The sequence below is a fragment of the Pseudomonas chlororaphis subsp. chlororaphis genome (assembly GCF_003945765.1).
GTDB lineage: Bacteria > Pseudomonadota > Gammaproteobacteria > Pseudomonadales > Pseudomonadaceae > Aquipseudomonas > Aquipseudomonas chlororaphis.
Genome location: NZ_CP027712.1, coordinates 4174149 through 4194406 on the forward strand (window position 1 = coordinate 4174149; position 20258 = coordinate 4194406).

Genomic DNA, 20258 nt, shown 5'->3' on the forward strand with positions numbered 1-20258 from the left:
AATGCGACTGCTTTTCCCCTCCCTGCTCTTCACCACCCTGGCCCTGCTGCTGGGCACCGCGAGTGCCGACGCCGCACCGCAACACGCCTTGACCGTCTATGGCGAACCGGCCAAGTACCCCGCCGGCTTCAGCCACTTCGCCTACACCAACCCACAGGCGCCCAAGGGCGGGAGCATGCGCCGCTCGGCCATCGAGATCGGCCGCTTCGACCATGTGTTGCCCTACATCGACAAAGGCATCGGCGTCTCGCAACTCGACGGCTATATCTATTCCCCCCTGGCCCAGCGTTCGCTGGACGAGCCCTACACCGTGTACGGCCTGGTGGCACAAAAGATGGAGCGCGCCGACGACGGCCTGTGGCTGCGTTTCTACCTCAACCCCAAGGCGCGCTTCGCCGACGGCCAGCCGATCACCGCCGAAGACGTGCGCTACACCTACAACCTGCTGATGACCCAGGGCAGCCTGCGTTATCGCACCCAGTTCGCCGACGTCAAGGACGTCGAAGTCGAGTCGCCGCGGGTGATCCGCTTCGACTTCAAGAGCAATGAAAACCGCACCCTGCCCCTGGATATCGCGACCCTGCCGGTACTGCCCGAGCACTGGTGGAAGAGTCGCGACTTCGCCGGCGGCGGTGGTTACGAAGCGCCCCTGGGCAGCGGCCCGTACAAGGTGAGCAAGGTCGATAACGGCAACAGCATCACCTTCACCCGCGATGCCGACTGGTGGGGCAAGGACCTGCCGGTCAGCCGCGGCCTGTACAACTTCGACCGCTTCAGCATCGAGTACTTCGGCGACACCGACGTCGCCCGCCAGGTACTGCGCGGCGGCGCCTACGATTACAACCGCGAGTTCTCCGCCACCGGTTTCTCCATCGGTTACGACAGCCCGGCCCTGAGCGATGGCCGCCTGCAAAAGGCCCACCTGGCCAAGCAGGCGCCGCAACCGGCCCAGGGCTTCGTGTTCAACCTGCAAAAGCCGATGTTCCAGGACCGCCGCGTGCGCCAGGCCCTGGCCATGCTCTGGGACTTCGAGTGGAGCAACCGGCAGATGATGCGCGACCTGTACATCCGCCAGCAGAGCTTCTTCTCCAACAGCGCCCTGGCCGCGCGGGCGCTGCCGGATGCCGAAGAACTGAAGATCCTCGAACCGTTGCGCGGGCAGGTTCCCGACGAAGTCTTCACCCAGGTCTTCGAAGCGCCGAAAACCGACGGTAGCGGCCTGATCCGCGATAAACAGCTGCAAGCCCTGGCCCTGCTCGAAGCGGCCGGCTGGAAACCCGACGGCGACCAGCTGGTCAACGCCGACGGCGAGCCGCTGCGCTTCACCTTCCTCAACAGCCAGAACGGCATCGAACGCCTGCTGCTGCCCTACAAGCGCAACCTGGCGCAGATAGGCATCACCCTGGAAATCCGCCGCATCGACGCTTCGCAGTACGTCAACCGGCTGATGGCCCGCGACTACGACATGATCGTCACCGGCTACCCGGTGACCACCTCGCCGGGGCTGGAGCTGTACAACTACTTCGGCTCGGCGGCGGCCAACGACCCTGGTTCCAGCAACCTGATGGTGCTGAAAAACCCGGCGGTGGACAGCCTGATCAGCGGCCTGGTCAAGGCCACCAGCCAGCCACAGATGCTGAGTTACGCCCACGCCCTGGACCGGGTGCTGCAATGGAATTACTACTGGATCCCCAACTACTACCCGCCGGGCACCTCAACCGTGTGGTGGAACCGCTTCGGCATGCCGGCCATTCCCGCCAGCAATGACGAAGCCATCGAAAGCTGGTGGGAAATGAGCCGCACGCCCCTGACCAACGAGCAAATGGCTGCCGAGCGCGTCCAGCGCGGCAAGCCCGGAGGGCCGCACTGATGCTGGCGTATATCCTGCGGCGCCTGCTGCTGATCATCCCGACCCTGCTGATCATCCTGCTGGTCAACTTCGCCATCGTCCAGGCCGCCCCCGGCGGCCCGGTGGAACAGGCCATCGCTCGCCTGCAAGGCATAGGCAGTGGCGGCAACCTCGGTGGTTCGAGCGACGGCGTCAGCGGCAACTCGCAGGCCAGCCGTGGCCTCGATCCGCAGCTGATCAAGGACATCGAGAAACAGTACGGTTTCGACAAGCCGGCCCACGAGCGCCTGTGGCTGATGCTCAAGAGCTACGCGCAGCTGGACTTCGGCAAGAGCTTCTTCCGCGGCGCCACGGTCACCGAGCTGATCCTGCAGAAAATGCCGGTGACCATTTCCCTCGGGCTCTGGGCGACGCTGATCACCTACCTGGTGTCGATCCCCCTGGGGATTCGCAAGGCGGTGCACCACGGCAGCCATTTCGATATCTGGAGCAGCACCGCGATCATCATCGGCTACGCCATGCCGGCCTTCCTGTTCGCCATGTTCCTGATCGTGGTCTTTGCCGGCGGCACCTCGCTGAACTGGTTCCCGGTGCGCGGGCTGGTCTCGGAGAACTTCGAGCAACTGAGCACCCTGGGCAAGGTCGTCGACTACTTCTGGCACCTGGTGCTGCCGGTGACCTCCCTGGTGATCGGCGGTTTCGCCACCCTGACCATCCTCACCAAGAACTCGTTCCTCAACGAGATCACCCGCCAGTACGTGGTCACCGCCCGGGCCAAGGGCCTGAGCGAGCGCCGGGTGCTCTACGGCCATGTGTTCCGCAACGCCATGCTGCTGGTGGTCTCGGGCATTCCCCAGGCCTTTATCAGCGTGTTCTTCGCCGGCTCCTTGCTGATCGAGGTGATCTTCTCCCTCGACGGCCTCGGCCGCATGAGCTACGAGGCCGCGGTGTCGCGGGACTATCCGGTGGTGTTCGGCTCGCTGTTCATCTTCACCCTGTTCGGCCTGCTGATAAAACTCATCGGCGACCTCTGCTACACCCTGGTCGATCCGCGTATCGACTTCGCCGCGAGGAACGCCTGATGCTCAAGCTCTCCCCGCTGGCGCGCCGGCGCTTCGAGCGCTTCAAGAAAAACCGCCGTGGCTGGTGGTCGCTGTGGCTGTTTATCGGCCTGTTCATCCTCACCCTCGGCGGTGAGCTGATCGCCAACGACAAACCGCTGGTGGTCAGCTACCAGGGCTCGCTGTATTTCCCGGTGCTCAAGCGCTACACCGAGCAGGAGTTCGGCGGGCAGCTGCCGTTCCAGGCCGACTACCGCAGCGACTACGTGCAGCAGCTGATCCGCCAGGACGGTGGCTGGTTGCTGTTCCCGCCGATCCCGTTCAGCGAAGACACGCCCAACTACGACCTCAGCCGCCCGGCCCCAAGCCCGCCGACCGCGGTCAACTGGCTAGGCACCGACGACCAGGCCCGTGACGTACTGGCCCGGGTGATCTACGGCGCCCGGGTGTCGATCCTGTTCGCCCTGGCCCTGACCTTTATCAGCGCCCTGATCGGCATCGCCGCCGGTGCCCTGCAGGGCTATTACGGCGGCTGGGTCGATCTGCTGGGCCAGCGCCTGCTGGAAGTCTGGTCGGGGCTGCCGGTGCTGTACCTGCTGATCATCCTTTCCGGTTTCGTCGAGCCGAACTTCTGGTGGCTGCTGGGGATCATGGCGCTGTTCTCCTGGCTGGCCCTGGTGGACGTGGTGCGCGCCGAGTTCCTGCGCGGACGCAACCTGGAATACGTCAAGGCCGCCCGGGCCCTGGGCCTCAACGACCGCAAGGTGATCGTGCGGCACATCCTGCCCAACGCGATGAACGCCACCCTGAGCTACCTGCCGTTCATTCTCACCGGGGCGATTTCCACCCTCACCGCCCTGGACTTCCTCGGCTTCGGCATGCCCGCCGGCAGCGCCTCCCTGGGCGAGCTGATCGGCCAGGGCAAGCAGAACCTGCAAGCGCCCTGGCTGGGCCTGACGGCGTTTTTCACCCTGGCGCTGATCCTCTCGCTGCTGGTGTTTATCGGCGAGGCGTTGCGCGATGCCTTCGATCCACGTTCCTGAATCAAGCGGACTGTTAAATGACTGACAACCTGATCGAAATCCGCGACCTCAATGTGGCCTTCAACGGCCAGAAAGTGGTGCGCGACCTGTGCCTGGATATCCGCCCCGGCGAGTGCCTGGCCCTGGTCGGCGAGTCGGGCTCGGGCAAGTCGGTGACCGCTCATTCGATCCTGCAACTGCTGCCCGACTGCGACACCCAGAGCAGCGGCAGCATCCGCTACCGTGGCCAGGAGTTGCTCGGCGCCGAAGCGCGGACCTTGCAGAAGCTGCGCGGCGACCGTATCGCCATGATCTTCCAGGAGCCGATGACCTCGCTGAACCCGCTGCACAGCATCGAAAAGCAGATCGGCGAAACCCTGCTGCTGCACAAGGGCCTGGGCGGCAAGGCGGCCCAGGCGCGGATCCTCGAACTGCTGCGCCTGGTGGGCATCCAGAAACCCGAGGAGCGGCTCAAGGCCTACCCGCACCAGCTCTCCGGCGGCCAGCGCCAGCGGGTGATGATCGCCATGGCCCTGGCCTGCGAGCCGGAACTGCTGATCGCCGACGAACCGACCACCGCTCTCGACGTGACGGTGCAACGCAAGATCCTGCTGCTGCTCAAATCCCTGCAACAACGCCTGGGCATGTCGCTGCTGCTGATCAGCCACGACCTCAACCTGGTGCGCAGCATCGCCCAGCGCGTCTGTGTGATGAAGGCCGGGCAGATTGTCGAGCAGGCACCCTGCGAAACCCTGTTCAGCGCGCCCCAGCACCCCTACAGCCGCGTGCTGCTCAATGCCGAGCCGGAAGGCGAAGCCCTGCCCCGGGACGAGCGCGAAGTGGTGTTGCAGGTGGACGACCTCAACGTGCAGTTCCAGATCGGCGGCGGGCTGTTCCGACGCAAGCAATACCTGCGGGCGGTGGACGGTATCAGCCTGAGCCTGCAACGGGGCAAGACCCTGGGCATCGTCGGTGAGTCCGGCTCCGGCAAGTCGACCCTCGGCCAGGCGATCCTGCGCCTGCTGGACTCCGAAGGCAGCATCCGCTTCCAGGGCGAGGCCCTCGACGGCCTCAACCAGAAGCAGCTGCGGCCGTGGCGCAAGCAGATGCAGGTGGTGTTCCAGGACCCGTTCGGCAGCCTCAGCCCGCGGATGTCGGTGGCGCAGATCATCAGCGAAGGCCTGGAAGTGCACAGCCAGTCCACCGCCCAGCAGTGCGAGCAGCAGGTGATCCAGGTGCTGGAAGAAGTCGGCCTGGACCCGGCCAGCCGCCATCGCTACCCCCACGAGTTCTCCGGCGGCCAGCGCCAGCGCATCGCCATTGCCCGGGCCCTGGTGCTCAAGCCGGCGCTGATTTTGCTGGACGAGCCGACCTCGGCCCTCGACCGCACCGTGCAGAAACAGGTGGTGGCGCTGTTACGCCAGCTCCAGGAACGCCACGGCCTGACCTACCTGTTTATCAGCCACGACCTGGCGGTGGTGCGCGCCCTGGCCCACGACATGATCGTGATCAAGGACGGCAAGGTGGTCGAACGCGGCCCCAGCCACGAAGTGTTCGACGCGCCGCAACATCCCTACACCCAGGAACTGCTGGCCGCCGCCCACCCCGCCTGACCCTGTTCCGTAGGAGCGAGGCTTGCCCGCGATAGGTTCGACGCGGTGTACTTGCAGTACCGCAGCGCCTATATCGCGGGCAAGAACTGGGCGTCCCCCCTGCTCCTACAGAAGCCCCCTGTAGCCTCTGCCGCAGGCTGCGATCGACCGGAACGGTCGTGGCGATATCACTGACGCCGGAAGCCCCTGCGGGTCTTATCGCAGCCTGCGGCAGCGGCTACAGGGATAGCGTCAACCCTGATGGTCGCGTCGCTGTGAAGATTCCCGGCATAATCGGCGCCGCGCTCCCTTCAGGACCTCCCCCATGAACGACACCGAAAGCCTCAAGGATTACCAGCGGGTCCGCCAACTGGCGATCCGTTCGCTGTTCGAGATCATCGAGCAATCCAGCGAGGGCACGGTGATCGTCGACCGCGACGCCAACATCGTCTGGATGAACGAGCGCTACGCCCGGCGCTTCGGTCTGGAGTCGGCGGCGTTCGCCATCGGCAAGGCCTGCGAAAGCGTGATCCCCGGCAGCCTGTTGCGCGAAGTGGTGCGCACCGGGCGGCCGATCCTGCTGGACATGCAGGACACCCCCAAGGACCCGCTGGTGGTGATGCGCCTGCCGATCCACGACGATGCCGGGGCCGTGATCGGCGCCATCGGCTTTGCTCTGTTCGACGAGCTGCGCAGCCTGTCGCCGATGCTCAAGCGCTACCTGAGCATGCAGGAAGAGCTTGCTTCCACGCGCTCGCTGCTGCGGGCGCGGCAGGCCAAATACAACTTCGCCCACTTCATTGGCACCAGCGCCGCCAGCCTGGAAGTCAAACGCCGCGCCCGGCGCAGCGCCAGCGCCGACTCGCCGGTGCTGCTGCAAGGCGAGACCGGCACCGGCAAGGAGCTGCTGGCCCAGGCCATCCACGCCGCGTCGCCACGGGCGCACAAGGCCTTCGTCAGCATCAACAGCGCGGCGATTCCCGAGGCCTTGCTGGAGGCCGAGTTCTTCGGCACCGCCCCCGGCGCCTTCACCGGCGCCGACCGCAAGGGTCGCGCCGGCAAGCTGCAGATCGCCCAGGGCGGCACGCTGTTTCTCGACGAGATCGGCGACATGCCCCTGCCGCTGCAAAGCAAGCTGCTGCGGGTGCTGCAAGAGAAAGAGTTCGAGCCAGTGGGCTCCAACGAGGTGATCCAGAGCGACGTGCGGGTGATCGCCGCCACCTCCACCGACCTGGAAGCGGCGATCAAGCGCGGCGAATTTCGCGCCGACCTGTATTACCGCCTCAATGTGCTGCCGATCCAGGTGCCGCCGCTGCGCGAACGCCTGGACGACCTGCCGGCCCTCAGCGAAGCCATCCTCGAAGAGCTGCGCAGCCAGCACGAACTGACCCCCGATGCCCTGGCCCTGCTCGGCCAGCACGCCTGGCCGGGCAATATCCGCGAGCTGCGCAACGTCCTGGAACGCGCCGCCCTGCTCAGCGACGACCTGATGCTCAACGCCGGCGACCTGCGCGCGGCCATCGGCACCTTCAGCCCGGTGCCGCGCGCGGCCAGCCCCCAGGCCGCCGAAGTGCAACCCGACGAAACCTTCGCCGCCGCGCGCGAGCGTTTCGACCGCCAGGTGATCGAGTCGGCCCTGGCGCACTGTGGCGGCAAGGTGGGGCAAGCAGCGGCGCGCCTGGGGCTGGGGCGCTCGACTTTGTACAAGAAGATGGCGGCGCTGGGGATCGAAGAGTCTCAATAAAGAGATATCAATCTCCATGTAGAGACAGCCTTGAGCGCTTCGCGCTCATCGCGAGCAAGCTCGCTCCTACAGGGGTTTGCAGCGTACCTGTAGGAGCGAGCTTGCTCGCGATAGAAATTTCCCGGCCAACACGTCCCGGATCAGAGACAAAAATCCTAAAAGCCTTCTAATAAAAATAATAATAACCTTATAAATCAAATACTTAACCATCTGGCACAAAACTCGCTATAGCCCCTCCCACACCCGCAACACCCTACAAAAATAACAATCCTGGAGAGACACACCATGAGTGTGATCATTGCCCTAGCGGCCCTCGCGCTGCTGATGTTGGCTGCTTACCGTGGCTACAGCGTTATCCTCTTTGCCCCCATCGCCGCCCTCGGCGCCGTCCTGCTCACCGACCCGTCCGCCGTGGCGCCCGCCTTCACCGGCGTGTTCATGGAGAAGATGGTCGGCTTCATCAAACTCTACTTCCCGGTGTTCCTGCTCGGCGCGGTGTTCGGCAAGCTGATCGAGCTGTCGGGCTTCTCCCGCTCCATCGTCGCGGCGGCCATCCGCCTGCTCGGCACGCGCCAGGCGATGCTGGTGATCGTGCTGGTCTGCGCCCTGCTGACCTACGGCGGCGTGTCGCTGTTCGTGGTGGTGTTCGCGGTCTACCCGTTCGCCGCGGAGATGTTCCGCCAGAGCAATATCCCCAAGCGCCTGATCCCGGCGACCATCGCCCTCGGCGCGTTCTCCTTCACCATGGACGCCCTGCCCGGCACCCCGCAGATCCAGAACATCATCCCCAGCACCTTCTTCAACACCACCGCCTGGGCCGCGCCCTGGCTGGGGGTGATCGGCACCATTTTCGTGTTCTGCGCCGGCATGCTGTTCCTCCAGCGCCAGCGCAACAAGGCGCACAAAGCTGGTGAAGGCTACGGCAGCGACCTGCGCAACGAGCCGGAAACCGCCGCCGACATCCAGTTGCCCAACCCCTGGATCGCCCTGTCGCCGCTGCTGCTGGTGGGCCTGATGAACCTGCTGTTCACCCACTGGATTCCCCAATGGTACGGCAAGACCCACAGCCTGGCCCTGGCCGGCATGGCCGCCCCGGTGCAGACCGACGTCGCCAAGCTCACCGCCATCTGGGCAGTCCAGGCCGCCCTGCTGGTGGGCATCATCATGGTCCTGGTGTTTGGCTTCTCGGCCATTCGCGGCAGGCTCGCCGAGGGCAGCAAAAGCGCGGTCAGCGGCGCCCTGCTGGCGGCGATGAACACTGCTTCGGAATACGGTTTCGGCGCGGTGATCGCCTCCTTGCCGGGTTTCCTGGTGCTGTCGGACTGGCTGAAAAGCATCCCCAACCCGCTGGTCAACGAGGCCATTACCGTGACCCTGCTGGCCGGCATCACCGGCTCCGCCTCGGGCGGCATGAGCATCGCCCTGGCGGCCATGTCGGAGACCTTCATCAGCGCCGCCCATGCCGCCAACATCCCGCTGGAAGTGCTGCACCGCGTCGCCGCCATGGCCAGCGGCGGCATGGACACCCTGCCGCACAACGGCGCGGTGATCACCCTGCTGGCGGTCACCGGGCTGACCCACCGCCAAGCCTACAAGGACATTTTCTGCATTACGCTGATCAAGACCCTGGCCGTCTTCGTCGTGATCGCCACTTTCTACGCCACCGGCATTGTGTGAGGTATTCATGAGCAATCTTGCGGGCAAGACCGCCCTCGTCACCGGCTCCACCAGCGGCATCGGCTTAGGGATCGCCCTGAGCCTGGCCAAGGCCGGCGCCAACCTGATCCTCAACGGCTTCGGCGATGCCTCGACGGTGCTCGCCGAGGTCGCGCGCCTCAATAAAGACAGCGGCGGCAAGGTCGGCCATCACCCGGCCGACGTCAGCGACCCGGCGCAGATCGCCGACATGCTGGCCTACGCCGAGCGCGAGTTCGGCGGCGTCGACATCCTGGTCAACAACGCCGGCATCCAGCATGTGGCGGCGGTCGAGGAATTCCCGGTGGAGCGCTGGGACTCGATCATCGCCATCAACCTGTCGTCGGTGTTCCACAGCACCCGCCTGAGCCTGCCCGGCATGCGCGCCAAGGGCTGGGGGCGGATCGTCAACATCGCCTCGGTGCATGGCCAGGTCGGCTCGGTGGGCAAGGCCGCCTATGTGGCGGCCAAGCACGGGGTGATCGGCCTGACCAAGGTGGTCGGCCTGGAGACCGCCACCAGCAACGTCACCTGCAACGCCATCTGCCCGGGCTGGGTCCTGACCCCACTGGTGCAAAAGCAGATCGACGACCGCATCGCCGCGGGGGTCGACCCGCAGCAGGCGCAGCATGACCTGCTGGCGGAAAAACAGCCGTCCCTGGAGTTCGTCACGCCTTCGCAGCTGGGCGAGTTGGTCCTATTCTTGTGCAGTGAGGCCGGCAGCCAGGTGCGTGGCGCGGCGTGGAATATCGACGGTGGCTGGCTGGCGCAGTAAGCCGTTGTAGCCGCTGCCGCAGGCTGCGATAAGACCCGAAGGGTCTTTCAGCGCCAGTGATATCGCCACGACCGTTCCGGTCGATCGCAGCCTTCGGCAGCGGCAACAGGTAGAGTTGGACCCGCTTTGTGTGTGTGTGCAGCAGAAAAACAAGAGGCCACCCATGTCCGAATTACTCTGGCAACCCAGTGCCGAGCGCATCAGCAAGACCCGCATGGAAGCCTTCCGGCGCTTGATCAATCACCGTCACGACCTGGACCTCGACGGCTACCCCGCCCTGCATCAATGGAGCATCGAGCAGCGCGAAGCCTTCTGGCAGGCCATAGTCGACTTCTTCGATGTCGAGTTCCACGCGCCCCCCAGCGCGGTGCTGATCGAAGGCCGCGGCATGCCCGCCGCCCAGTGGTTTCCCGACGCCACCCTGAACTTCGCCGAACACCTGCTCAAACGGCGTGACGATGGCGTCGCGGTGGTGGCGATCAACGAGAACGGCCAGCGCGAACAGCTGACCTACAACCAGCTGGCGGCCCATGTCGCCGGCCTGCAACACAGCCTGCGGGCCGCCGGCGTCGGCCTTGGCGACCGGGTCGCGGCCTGCATGCCCAATACCTGGCAGACCCTGGTGGGCATGCTCGCCACCGCCAGCCTCGGGGCCGTCTGGTCCAGCTCCTCGCCGGACTTCGGCACCCAGGGGGTGATCGACCGTTTCGGCCAGATCGAACCCAAGGTGCTGATCACCTGCGCCGGCTACCGCTACGCCGGCAAACAGATCGACCAGACGGCCAAGGTCAACGAGATCCTCGAACGCCTGCCGTCCCTGCAACAGCTGATCATCGTGCCGTACGCGCGGCCCGAGGCTCGCACCGAAGACTTCCGCACCTCGGCCAGCGTCGCGCTGTGGGACGACTTCTACCGCCCCGGCGGCGAGCCGGCGTTCGTCGCCGTGCCCTTCTCCCACCCGCTGTACATCCTCTATTCCAGCGGCACCACCGGCGTGCCCAAGTGCATCATCCACAGCACCGGCGGCGTGCTGTTGCAGCACCTCAAGGAGCACGGCCTGCACACCGACCTGCGCGTCGGCGAGGTGCTGTTCTACTACACCACCTGCGGCTGGATGATGTGGAACTGGCTGGTCTCCGCCCTGGCGGTGGGCGCCACGGTGCTGCTGTACGACGGCTCGCCGTTCCACCCGGCGCCCGAACACTTGATCGACCTGATCGACCAGGAAGGCATCAGCGTTTTCGGCACCAGCCCCAAGTACCTGGTGGCCCTGGAAAAGGCCGGCATCGAGCCGCGCCAGAGCCATTCCCTGGCCAGCCTCAAGACCCTGCTCAGTACCGGCTCGCCGCTGTCGCCGCAGAGCTTCGACTACGTGTACCGCGCGTTCAAACAGGACCTGTGCCTGGCCTCGATGTCCGGCGGCACCGATATCATTTCCTGCTTCATCATCGGCAACCCGCTGTTGCCGGTGCACCGCGGCGAAATGCAAAGCAAGGGCCTGGGCATGGCGGTCGAGGTGTGGAACGACCAGGGCCAGGCGGTGGTCGGCGAAAAGGGCGAACTGGTCTGCACCCGGCATTTCCCGGCCATGCCCATCGGCCTGTGGCACGACCCGCGGCACGAGAAGCTGCGCGCCTCCTACTTCAGCCAGTTCCCCGGGGTCTGGGCCCAGGGCGACTACGCCGAGCAACTGGCCCATGGCAGCTGGCTGATTCACGGCCGCTCGGACGCCGTGCTCAACCCCGGCGGCGTGCGCATCGGCACCGCGGAAATCTACCGCCAGGTGGAAAAACTCGAGCAGGTCCTGGAAAGCCTGGCCATCGGTCAGCAATGGGACAACGATGTGCGGGTGGTGCTGTTCGTGCGCCTGCAGGACGGCGTGCAACTGGACGACGCCCTGCAGGAGCAGATCCGCCAGGTGATCCGCGCCAACACCACGCCAAGGCACGTGCCGGCGAAGATCCTCGCGGTCAGCGACATCCCGCGGACCATCAGCGGCAAGATCGTCGAACTGGCGGTGCGCAACGTGGTGCACGGCCTACCGGTGAAAAACACCGACGCCCTGGCCAACCCCGAGGCGCTGGAGCAGTTTCGCGATCGCCCTGAGTTGCGCGACTGATCGTTGCCCCTGTAGCCGCTGCCGCAGGCTGCGAACGACCCGCAGGAGCGCGATCTCAGGACCGCTGAAGGCCCTGCGGGCCTTTACGCAGCCTCGCAGGCTCGGCAGCGGCTACAAGGGCTGGGCGCAGTGCCAGTTGTAGCCGCTGCCGCAGGCTGCGATCGGCACCGCAGGGGCCGCAAACCGGACAACCCGGTCCACCTGCTGGATCGGGAAAACCGCCCTTGCGCCGGCTACGCCGTCGATCGCAGCCTGCGGCAGCGGCTACAATGCCGGCGTGATGCACGCTCAGGACACCCCCGACATGAACGCCTCTCCCTCCGGCAGCGAAGCCGAAACCCTGATTGCCCGGCTGGACTGGGCCGCCACGCCGCTGGGCGCGGTCGACCACTGGCCGCAGAGCCTGCGCACCGCGGTGGACATCGTGATTCACTCGCCAATGCCGATGCTGCTGTTGTGGGGCGCGCAACTGACACAGATCTACAACGACGGTTTCGCCCTGCTGGCCGGCAACAAGCACCCTGGCGCCTTCGGCCAGTCGACCCACCTGACCTGGCCGGAACTCCAGGACTTCACCGCGCCGATCTACCAAGCCGTGCTGCAAGGCCAGGTGCGCACCTTCAGCGAAAAACCCTTCACCCTGCTGCGCCACGGCCGCGAGTCGGACGTCTGGCTGGACCTGACCTACAGCCCGATCCGCGACGAAAGCGGCGAAGTCGCCGGGATCCTGGTCACCAGCATCGAAACCAACGAGCGCCGGCGCATCGCCCTGGAACTGGAGCAGCGCTCGGCGGCCAGCCTCAAGGCCCAGCACGAAACCGAAGAGCGCCTGCAACTGGCGCTGGCAGCGACCGACGCGGTCGGCACCTGGGACTGGGACATCGGCGACGACCGCTTTATCGCCGACGCCCACTTCGCCCAGCTGCACAGCATCGACCCGGCCCTGGCCGGGCAACTGCCCATCAGCAACTACCTCAAGGGCGTGCACCCGGAAGACCGCGGCATGGTGGCGCGCAGCATCAAGCACTGCATCACCCACGGCACCGAATACGCCGAGGAATACCGCCTGCAACAGCCCGACGGGCAGATCCGCTGGGTCTTCGCCCGCGGGCGCTGCTACAAGGATCACCACGGCCGGCCGGTGCGCTTCCTCGGCGCCGCCCTGGACCTGACCGACCGCAAGCAGATGGAACAGGCGCTGCGCCAGAGCCAGACCGAGTTGCAGTTGATCATCAACGCCATGCCGGTGCTGATCGGCTACGTCGACCACGAAGAGCGCTTTCGCCTGAACAACAGCGCCTACCTCGACTGGTACGGCCTGACCCCGCAGGAGCTGTACGGGCGGACCATCCGCGAAGTGGTGGGGGACGAGATCTACGCCACCCGCGCCGACAAGATCGCCGCCGCCCTGGCCGGCAAACCCTGCAGCTTCGAAGCCAACTCGCCGCACCGCGACGGGCGCGCGCGGCACGCGCTGATGAAGTACCTGCCGCGCTACGGCGCCGACGGCGCGATCAATGGTTTCTACATCTTCGTGATCGACGAAACCGAGCGCAAACAGACCGAGGAAGCCCTGCGCAACCTCAACGAAACCCTGGAAGAACGAGTGGCCGAGCGCACCCAGGCGCTGGCCGCCGCCAACCAGCGCCTGCAGAGCGAGATGTTCGAACGCGAACGCGCCGAAAACGCCCTGCGCCATGCGCAGAAGATGGAAGCCGTAGGCCAGCTCACCGGCGGCATCGCCCACGACTTCAACAACATGCTCACCGGCATCATCGGCAGCCTGGAGCTGATGCAGCGCTACATCGACGCCGACCGCAGCGCGGAAATCGGCCGCTTCACCGAAGCAGCGATGTCCTCGGCCAAGCGCGCGGCCGCCCTCACCCACCGCCTGCTGGCGTTCTCCCGACGCCAGTCGCTGGACCGCCGGCCGCTGGAACCGAACCAGCTGGTGCGTTCGCTGCAGGACCTGTTCAACCACACCAAGGGCGAACATATCGAGCTGAAGATGAACCTGGGCGCCAACGTCTGGTCGATCAACAGCGACGCCAGCCAGCTGGAAAACGCCCTGCTCAACCTGGTGATCAACGCCCGCGACGCCATGCCCGACGGCGGCGTGCTGACCATCGAGACCGCCAACAGCTACCTCAACGGCAGCGACCTGGGCACTCTGGAACCGGTCAAGGCCGGCGACTACGTGATGCTCGGCGTCAGCGACAACGGCGCCGGCATGACCCCGCGAGTGCTGGCCAAGGCCTTCGATCCGTTCTTCACCACCAAGCCCATCGGCCAGGGCACGGGCCTGGGGCTGTCGATGATCTACGGCTTCGCCCAGCAATCCGGCGGCCACCTGACCATCAGCAGCGAACCGGGCCAGGGCACCTGCGTGCGCCTGTACCTGCCGCGCCTGTACAGCGGTGCCCAAACCGCCAGCCCGGCACCGGCCAGCGTCGAAGCGCCGTACGCGGTGGCCGGCGAATCGGTGATGCTGGTGGAGGACGACCCGGCGGTGCGCATGCTGGTGCTCAACGTGCTGAGCGAACTCGGCTACAGCGCCTTCGAGGCCGAGGATGCCAAGAGCGCCTTGCCGTTGCTGGAGTCCGAGCGGCGCGTCGACCTGCTGGTGACCGACGTCGGCCTGCCGGGCATGAACGGCCGGCAACTGGCGGAGATCGCCCGCCAGCAGCGGCCGGAACTCAAGGTGCTGTTCATGACCGGTTACGCGGAAACAGCCGCCGAGCGCCAGGGCTTTCTCGACGCCGGCATGGACCTGATCGCCAAGCCGTTTTCCATCGAGGCGCTGGCCCAGAAGATTCGTCAGATGATCGGCCGGCAGGGCTGATTTCAGGCATAATCCGCCCCCGCCGTCCGCACCGTTCCAAGGTAATTGCCCCATGAAAGCCCAAGCCCGCCACATCCTGGTGAAAACCGCCGAAGAGGCCGAACAGCTCAAGCAGCGCATCGCCAAGGGCGAAGCCTTCGACGTGCTGGCGAAGAAGTACTCCACCTGCCCCTCCGGCAAACGCGGCGGCGACCTGGGTGAAGTACGGCCGGGGCAGATGGTCGGGGCCATCGACCAGGTGATCTTCAAAAAGCCCCTGCGCACCGTACACGGGCCGATCAAGAGCAAGTTCGGTTACCACCTGGTGCAAGTGTTCTACCGCGATTGAGGTCTCCACTCGTGACCGCTACGTCGTCGCGACTGCAACCCTGTAGCCGCTGCCGTAGGCTGCGATAAGACCCGCAGGGTCTTCCAGCGGTCTTCGGATCGTCACGGCCGTTCCGGCCGATCGCAGCCTTCGGCAGCGGCTACAGGGGTTGCCTCAGGGTCTTGGGATCAACGCCCCCGGCACCTGGATCACCCGGCTCGCCAAACGATGCCCGGCCTGCGCCGCCTGCTGCGGATTGCCGCCCTTTAGTCGACACGCCAGATACGCCGCACTGAACGAATCCCCCGCCGCCGTGGTGTCCACCACCTGCTCCACCCGCTGCGCCGGCACCTCGAACGACTCGCCGCCACAGCGGATCAGGCACGCTTCGGCGCCCCGCTTGAGCACCACTTCCGGGGTGTCCGCGTAGGCCGCCAATACCGCCTGACTGTCGGCATAACCGAACAGCGCCTGCTCGTCATCCACCGTCAGCAGCGCCAGATCGACATAGGCCAGCGCCTCGCGATAAGCCGCCTGCGCCTGCTCCACCGAGGCCCAGAGCCGTGGCCGGTAGTTGTTATCGAAGACGATCTGCGCCCCACGCTTGCGTGCTTCAACCAAGGTCTCGATCAGCTTCTTGCGCCCCAACTCACCGAGCACCGCCAGGGTGATGCCGCTGAAATACAGCACCGCGTAGGCCGGCAGCGCCGCGAGGATCGGCTCGGCCGCGGGGGTGGTGAAACAGTCGCGCACCGCCGCTTCGTTGCGCCAGTAAAGAAAGCGCCGCTCGCCCTTGGCGTCGGTCTGGATGCAATACAACCCGGGCAAGCGCCCCGGCAGGCGCTGGACCATGCCCAGGCCGATGCCTTCCTCGGCCCAGCTGTAGCACATGGCGTCGCTGAAGCTGTCGTCACCGAGGGCGGTGACATAGTCGACATGGGCGCCCTCGCCCAGTTCACGGGCCAGGTACACCGCGGTGTTCAGGGTATCGCCGCCGAAGCTCTGTTGCAGGCTGCCGTCGGCGCGGTGTTGCAGTTCGATCATGCATTCGCCGATCAGGGCGATGCGTTTCCCGGTGCTGGAAGTGTTCATGGAGGTGTCTCTGACGATTTTTTATTGTTGGAAAGGACGTCATCGCGGGCAAGCCCCGCTCCTACGGAAATCTGTAGGAGCGAGGCTTGCCCGCGATCACCTGCGCAGCAGGTGCCAGCCCCACCCTAGAAACAGGTCTCCATGCTCTCCAGCACATCCAGCCACTCATCCACCAGCAATCCGGTGCGCCACTTATCAAAGGTCAAACACGGGTGCGAAGTACCAAAAGCAATAATGTCCCCCACCCGCAACTCAACCCCCGGCGCCACCGTCATGAACGCATGCTGGTCCATCACCGCCGTGACCTTGCAGGCACTGACATCATCGCCCCTGGCCGGCAGCACGCCCTGCTTGTAGCGCAGCAACGGCACCGGCAAGCCGGCGTCATAGGCCACGTCGCGCTTGCCCAGGGCGATCACCGCGAACCCCGGCTCCGGCAGGGACTGCACATGGGCCCAGACTTCCAGCGCCGGGCGCAGGCCTTCGTGCAGGTCGCTGCGCCGGTCGAGCACGCAGCACTGCGCCTCTTTATAGATGCCATGGTCGTGGGCCACGTAACTGCCGGGGCGCAGCACGCTGAGGAAACGCCCCTGGGCGTTCTGCGCCTCGAAGGACTCGGCGATCAGGTCATACCAGGCCGACCCCGAGGCGGTGATGATCGGCTTATCGATGGCGAACAGCCCGTCGTCCTGCAACTGCACCGCCAGGCGCACCAGGGACCCGGCAAACTCCCGAATGCCACTCACCGCGTGATCGCCATGGATCACCCCTTCGTAGCCCTCGATGCCGCACAAGGCCAGGGCCGGTTGCGCCTGGATCGCCTGCGCCAGCGCCAGTACTTCCTGCTCGCTGCGGCAACCACAACGGCCACCGACCACGCCGTACTCGATCATCACGTTCAGGCGCACCCCGCGCGCGGCGAAGAATTGCCCGAGGTCGGCGACGTTGTCCGGGTGATCGACCATGCAATAGAAGTCGAACGTCGGGTCGGCCAGCAGCTCGGCGATCAGCCCCATGTTCGGCGTACCCACCAGCTGGTTGGCCATCAGCACCCGGCGCACACCGTGAGCATAGGCCGCGCGGGTCTGCACCGCGGTAGCCAGGGTGATACCCCAGGCACCCGCCTCCAGCTGCCGACGGAACAGCGCCGGGGTCATGCTGGTCTTGCCGTGGGGCGCCAGCTCGGCGCCGCTGTCGCTGACGAACTTCTGCATCCAGCGGATGTTGTGTTCCAGCGCCGCGCGGTGCAGCACCAGGGCCGGCAGGCTGACATCGCGCACCAGGCTGACACCCGGTTGGGCGGCGCCCTTTTCCACCGCGGCATTGATCAAGGCAGAAGACATATTCGAACTCCTTACGGCGCAGCCACAGGGGCTGGCATTAGTCGTTGATGCGACGGGCCAGGCGATTCGCGCTGTCGATCAGCACCCGGCGGTAGTCGGCGTAATGGTTCTGGGCATCGGCCCGTGGCGCGACGATGCACAGGGTGCAGATGCACACCCCGCGCTCGTCCCGCACCGGGGCAGCGAAGCAATGGGTAAAGGTGTCGGCCACGCTGTCGAAGGAGAAGAAACCGTCCTGCGTGGCCTGGCGGATTTCCTTCAAGAAGGTCGCCACAGGCAGACGCTCCCCGTCAGGGAGAATGAAGTCGCGCTCGTCGATCAACTCGACGATCTGCTCATCGCTCAAATGCCCCAGCAGCAGCCGCCCGGAAGCGGTCCAGGGAATCGGCGCGTTCTCGCCGATATTCGAGGAAATGCGAAAATGCCGCTCGCCCTCCTTCATCAGTGCCACCGTGTATTTGCGCCCGTTGAGCAGGCACATCTGCGCGGTCTCGCGGGTCTGGCTGACGATCTCCTGCAAGGCCGAGTCGGCCTCGCGGGTCAGGTCGAAATGGCGCAGATGGGCCTGACCCAGGAAGTACAGCTGACGCCCCAGGTACACATGCCCATCCTGCCCCACCGGCTCCAGAACCCGCCGCTCCAGCAAGGACGCCACCAGCTCGTACACCGTGGACTTGGGGCTGCCGATCCCCTTGGCGATATCGTGGGGCCGCAGCGGCTGGCCGATCTCCTTGAGGAAATCGAGAATATCGAACGCCCGGTCCAGCCCCTTGGCCCGGCGCTTGATGGTGTCTTCGGTCATGTCTGTGCCTTTTGCAAAAAACTGCGAAATTTCCGGCGCCCCAAAACCCCGGCATTGCCCCTATCCCCGTAGCCGCTGCCGAGCCCGCGAGGCTGCGATCGACCGCAACGCGGGCGCAGGCTCTTGAGATCGTCGCGCCCCCTGCGGGGTCGATCGCAGCCTCGCCAAAGCTCGGCAGCGGCTACAACGAACCCGCCCCTGTAGGAGCGAGTTTGCTTGTGATCAGCGGCCTACAGCCCTACTTCTTCTTGTAAGCCACACAATCAATCTCAACCTTGCAATCCACCATCATGCTGGCCTGCACACAGGCCCGCGCCGGCGCATGCTCCGGCTTGAAATACTCACCGAACACCTTGTTGAAACTCCAGAAATCCCGCGGATCCTCCAACCACACCCCAACCCGCACCACATCCTCCAGCCCGTACCCCGCCTCCTCCAGAATCGCCACCACATTGCGCATCGTCTGATGGGTCTGCTCAACGATCCCGCCATGAATAATTTCACCATCCAGTGCCGGCACCTGACCGGACACATACAACCAGCCATCGGCCTCAACGGCACGAGCGAAAGGACGAGGCTGGCCACCGCCGGCGGTGCTGCCGGTGCCGTAGCGGGTGATGCTCATAAGAAGTTCTCCTGAATGGACGAATGAAAGTTACCCGCAAAAAATTTTGAAATGCCGCGTCGCATAGCTGCTACCAGCCCTTCAAAACCTACATCTGCTATCCGACTGGCCGTCGCTGTCTAAGCGGCATCTCTGGAGGAGGCTAGCGCCCGAAAACACGCCCCATATCGCAAGAAATCATGGAGAACGATTAAAGCTCCAGCCAACCAAAATTCCGTTATAACAGACAAGAATTCGCAACAACAGAATAGATGACATGAAGTTTGCCATAGCGAGAGAGGAGATAAAAGAGGAGTCAGAAAGTTTTTAAAAGCCGAGAGGATAGAGGGTGTGGATCAAGATCTAAAGATGTGGCTAAAGTGATAAAACGGCAACGAAAGCCGAGCGAATTAAAACAGTGCGCAAACCTAAATTTACGCACCACCACTACAAAAAATCATCTACTAGGACTTAAAATCAGACAAACTCCCAAACTGCATACTCAATTATCTTTGCCCTTGGAGAACTCTGCTTCATATTAGTCAATAGCAAAATATCAGCTTCAACAAACTCCCTTTTCCTCAAGAGCTTCTCCTTTCGCGAACTAAAATCATTCAAGCGTGAATTAAGCTCTCCCAGACGAGCCTCAGCCTCAGCGACAATCTCACTCGCAGTATTCAATGCGATCCCATAATCCCAATCAGAGGAAAAAACTTTCTTAAAAACCTCCCTCCTCTCTGACTGCAATTCATGGAATTTAACAAATGACTCTACCGCTTGTTTTTCACTTTCAAGATAAGCAATTTCCTCTAGGGTTCCCCGAAGAAGATGCTCTATCTTTCCAAGCTCTTCCTTAGCGGAAATGATCATATTCTCAACAGCAGGAACATTGACCCCAAAAGTTGATCCCATAATAGTTACCCCTTTTTTTCAAAATCAACAACCGGATACAAATCACTTGACAGCCAAACCAATAGCTTTACAAGAATTCATCCTAGCCCTCAAAAGAGCTAGAAAAACTCCTGCACGGTTATATGACATTTATGCATATGCACTCAAGCTATTCACAATTAACCTCTACCTCACGACCAGTCGTCCCACGCTCACCCTTAGCGAGCTAAGGGGAATGGCGCGCAGCGCCCCTCGACGCAGTCGAGGACATCGTATGGAGGTTGAAGCGAAGCCAACCGGAGAGCGATGCCCCCTGAGGGACACTGGAGAGAAAGCCATACGCAGGGGCAAGCCCTTTTGGTTACTTTTGGCTGGGCCGGCATTCCGGGCGTTTGGTAAAAGTGCCCCGCCATAAGGGCGAAACCATAAACCGCCGTGACCGAAGGAATGGATATGTGTCGATTGAAAACTGACCCAGGGCGGATTGCTGATTTTGGCATCAGCAATTGTGGACAAGCTT

15 protein-coding genes are annotated in these 20258 nt (G+C 64.2%); 10 read left to right on the forward strand and 5 right to left on the reverse strand.

The window, feature by feature from the left end; all coding sequences use genetic code 11:
* Position 1 precedes the first annotated feature (1 nt).
* The 10 genes from C4K27_RS18890 to C4K27_RS18935 all read left to right on the forward strand — a co-directional run bounded on the left by C4K27_RS18890 (position 2) and on the right by C4K27_RS18935 (position 15027).
* Positions 2-1870, forward strand: a complete 1869-nt coding sequence (locus tag C4K27_RS18890) for an extracellular solute-binding protein (RefSeq protein WP_053261710.1) — start codon at positions 2-4, stop codon at positions 1868-1870.
* Entirely contained in the window at positions 1870-2931 is a 1062-nt protein-coding gene (locus tag C4K27_RS18895; RefSeq protein ID WP_053261711.1) for a microcin C ABC transporter permease YejB, read from the forward strand. Before C4K27_RS18890 ends, C4K27_RS18895 begins: the two co-directional genes overlap by 1 nt.
* Positions 2931-3953 carry an ABC transporter permease gene (locus C4K27_RS18900; RefSeq protein ID WP_007924453.1) on the forward strand — a complete coding sequence of 341 codons (1023 nt, stop codon included), beginning with the start codon at positions 2931-2933 and terminating at the stop codon, positions 3951-3953. Before C4K27_RS18895 ends, C4K27_RS18900 begins: the two co-directional genes overlap by 1 nt.
* A 17-nt stretch (positions 3954-3970) precedes the next feature.
* Positions 3971-5545, forward strand: a complete 1575-nt coding sequence (locus tag C4K27_RS18905; protein WP_007924455.1) for an ABC transporter ATP-binding protein — start codon at positions 3971-3973, stop codon at positions 5543-5545.
* 304 nt (positions 5546-5849) lie between these two features.
* Positions 5850-7268 carry a sigma-54 interaction domain-containing protein gene (locus C4K27_RS18910; protein WP_053261712.1) on the forward strand — a complete coding sequence of 473 codons (1419 nt, stop codon included), beginning with the start codon at positions 5850-5852 and terminating at the stop codon, positions 7266-7268.
* Between the two features lie 285 nt (positions 7269-7553).
* Entirely contained in the window at positions 7554-8945 is a 1392-nt protein-coding gene (locus C4K27_RS18915; protein WP_053261713.1) for a GntP family permease, read from the forward strand.
* A 7-nt stretch (positions 8946-8952) separates the two neighbouring features.
* The gene (locus C4K27_RS18920) at positions 8953-9738 is read left to right on the forward strand and encodes a 3-hydroxybutyrate dehydrogenase (protein ID WP_007924463.1); all 786 of its coding nucleotides are present in this window, start codon (positions 8953-8955) and stop codon (positions 9736-9738) included.
* Between the two features lie 163 nt (positions 9739-9901).
* Positions 9902-11857 carry an acetoacetate--CoA ligase gene (locus C4K27_RS18925; protein ID WP_053261714.1) on the forward strand — a complete coding sequence of 652 codons (1956 nt, stop codon included), beginning with the start codon at positions 9902-9904 and terminating at the stop codon, positions 11855-11857.
* 304 nt (positions 11858-12161) lie between these two features.
* Positions 12162-14699, forward strand: a complete 2538-nt coding sequence (locus C4K27_RS18930) for a PAS domain-containing hybrid sensor histidine kinase/response regulator family protein (RefSeq protein WP_053261715.1) — start codon at positions 12162-12164, stop codon at positions 14697-14699.
* 52 nt (positions 14700-14751) lie between these two features.
* Positions 14752-15027, forward strand: a complete 276-nt coding sequence (locus C4K27_RS18935; RefSeq protein ID WP_007932676.1) for a peptidylprolyl isomerase — start codon at positions 14752-14754, stop codon at positions 15025-15027.
* A 153-nt stretch (positions 15028-15180) separates the two neighbouring features.
* On the opposite strand, the gene C4K27_RS18940 is transcribed toward C4K27_RS18935, so the two are convergent.
* From C4K27_RS18940 to C4K27_RS18960, 5 genes are all read right to left on the reverse strand, one after another.
* On the reverse strand, positions 15181-16098 hold the full coding sequence (locus tag C4K27_RS18940; RefSeq protein WP_053261716.1) for a sugar kinase: 918 nt from the start codon (positions 16096-16098) through the stop codon (positions 15181-15183).
* 125 nt (positions 16099-16223) lie between these two features.
* On the reverse strand, positions 16224-17441 hold the full coding sequence (locus tag C4K27_RS18945) for an amino acid deaminase (protein ID WP_053261717.1): 1218 nt from the start codon (positions 17439-17441) through the stop codon (positions 16224-16226).
* 37 nt (positions 17442-17478) lie between these two features.
* The gene (locus tag C4K27_RS18950) at positions 17479-18243 is read right to left on the reverse strand and encodes an IclR family transcriptional regulator (RefSeq protein WP_053261718.1); all 765 of its coding nucleotides are present in this window, start codon (positions 18241-18243) and stop codon (positions 17479-17481) included.
* A gap of 238 nt (positions 18244-18481) precedes the next feature.
* Positions 18482-18868: a RidA family protein gene (locus C4K27_RS18955; RefSeq protein WP_007927369.1), complete on the reverse strand. Its 387-nt coding sequence runs from the start codon at positions 18866-18868 to the stop codon at positions 18482-18484.
* A 456-nt stretch (positions 18869-19324) separates the two neighbouring features.
* Positions 19325-19759: a hypothetical protein gene (locus C4K27_RS18960; RefSeq protein WP_125738067.1), complete on the reverse strand. Its 435-nt coding sequence runs from the start codon at positions 19757-19759 to the stop codon at positions 19325-19327.
* Positions 19760-20258 lie beyond the last annotated feature (499 nt).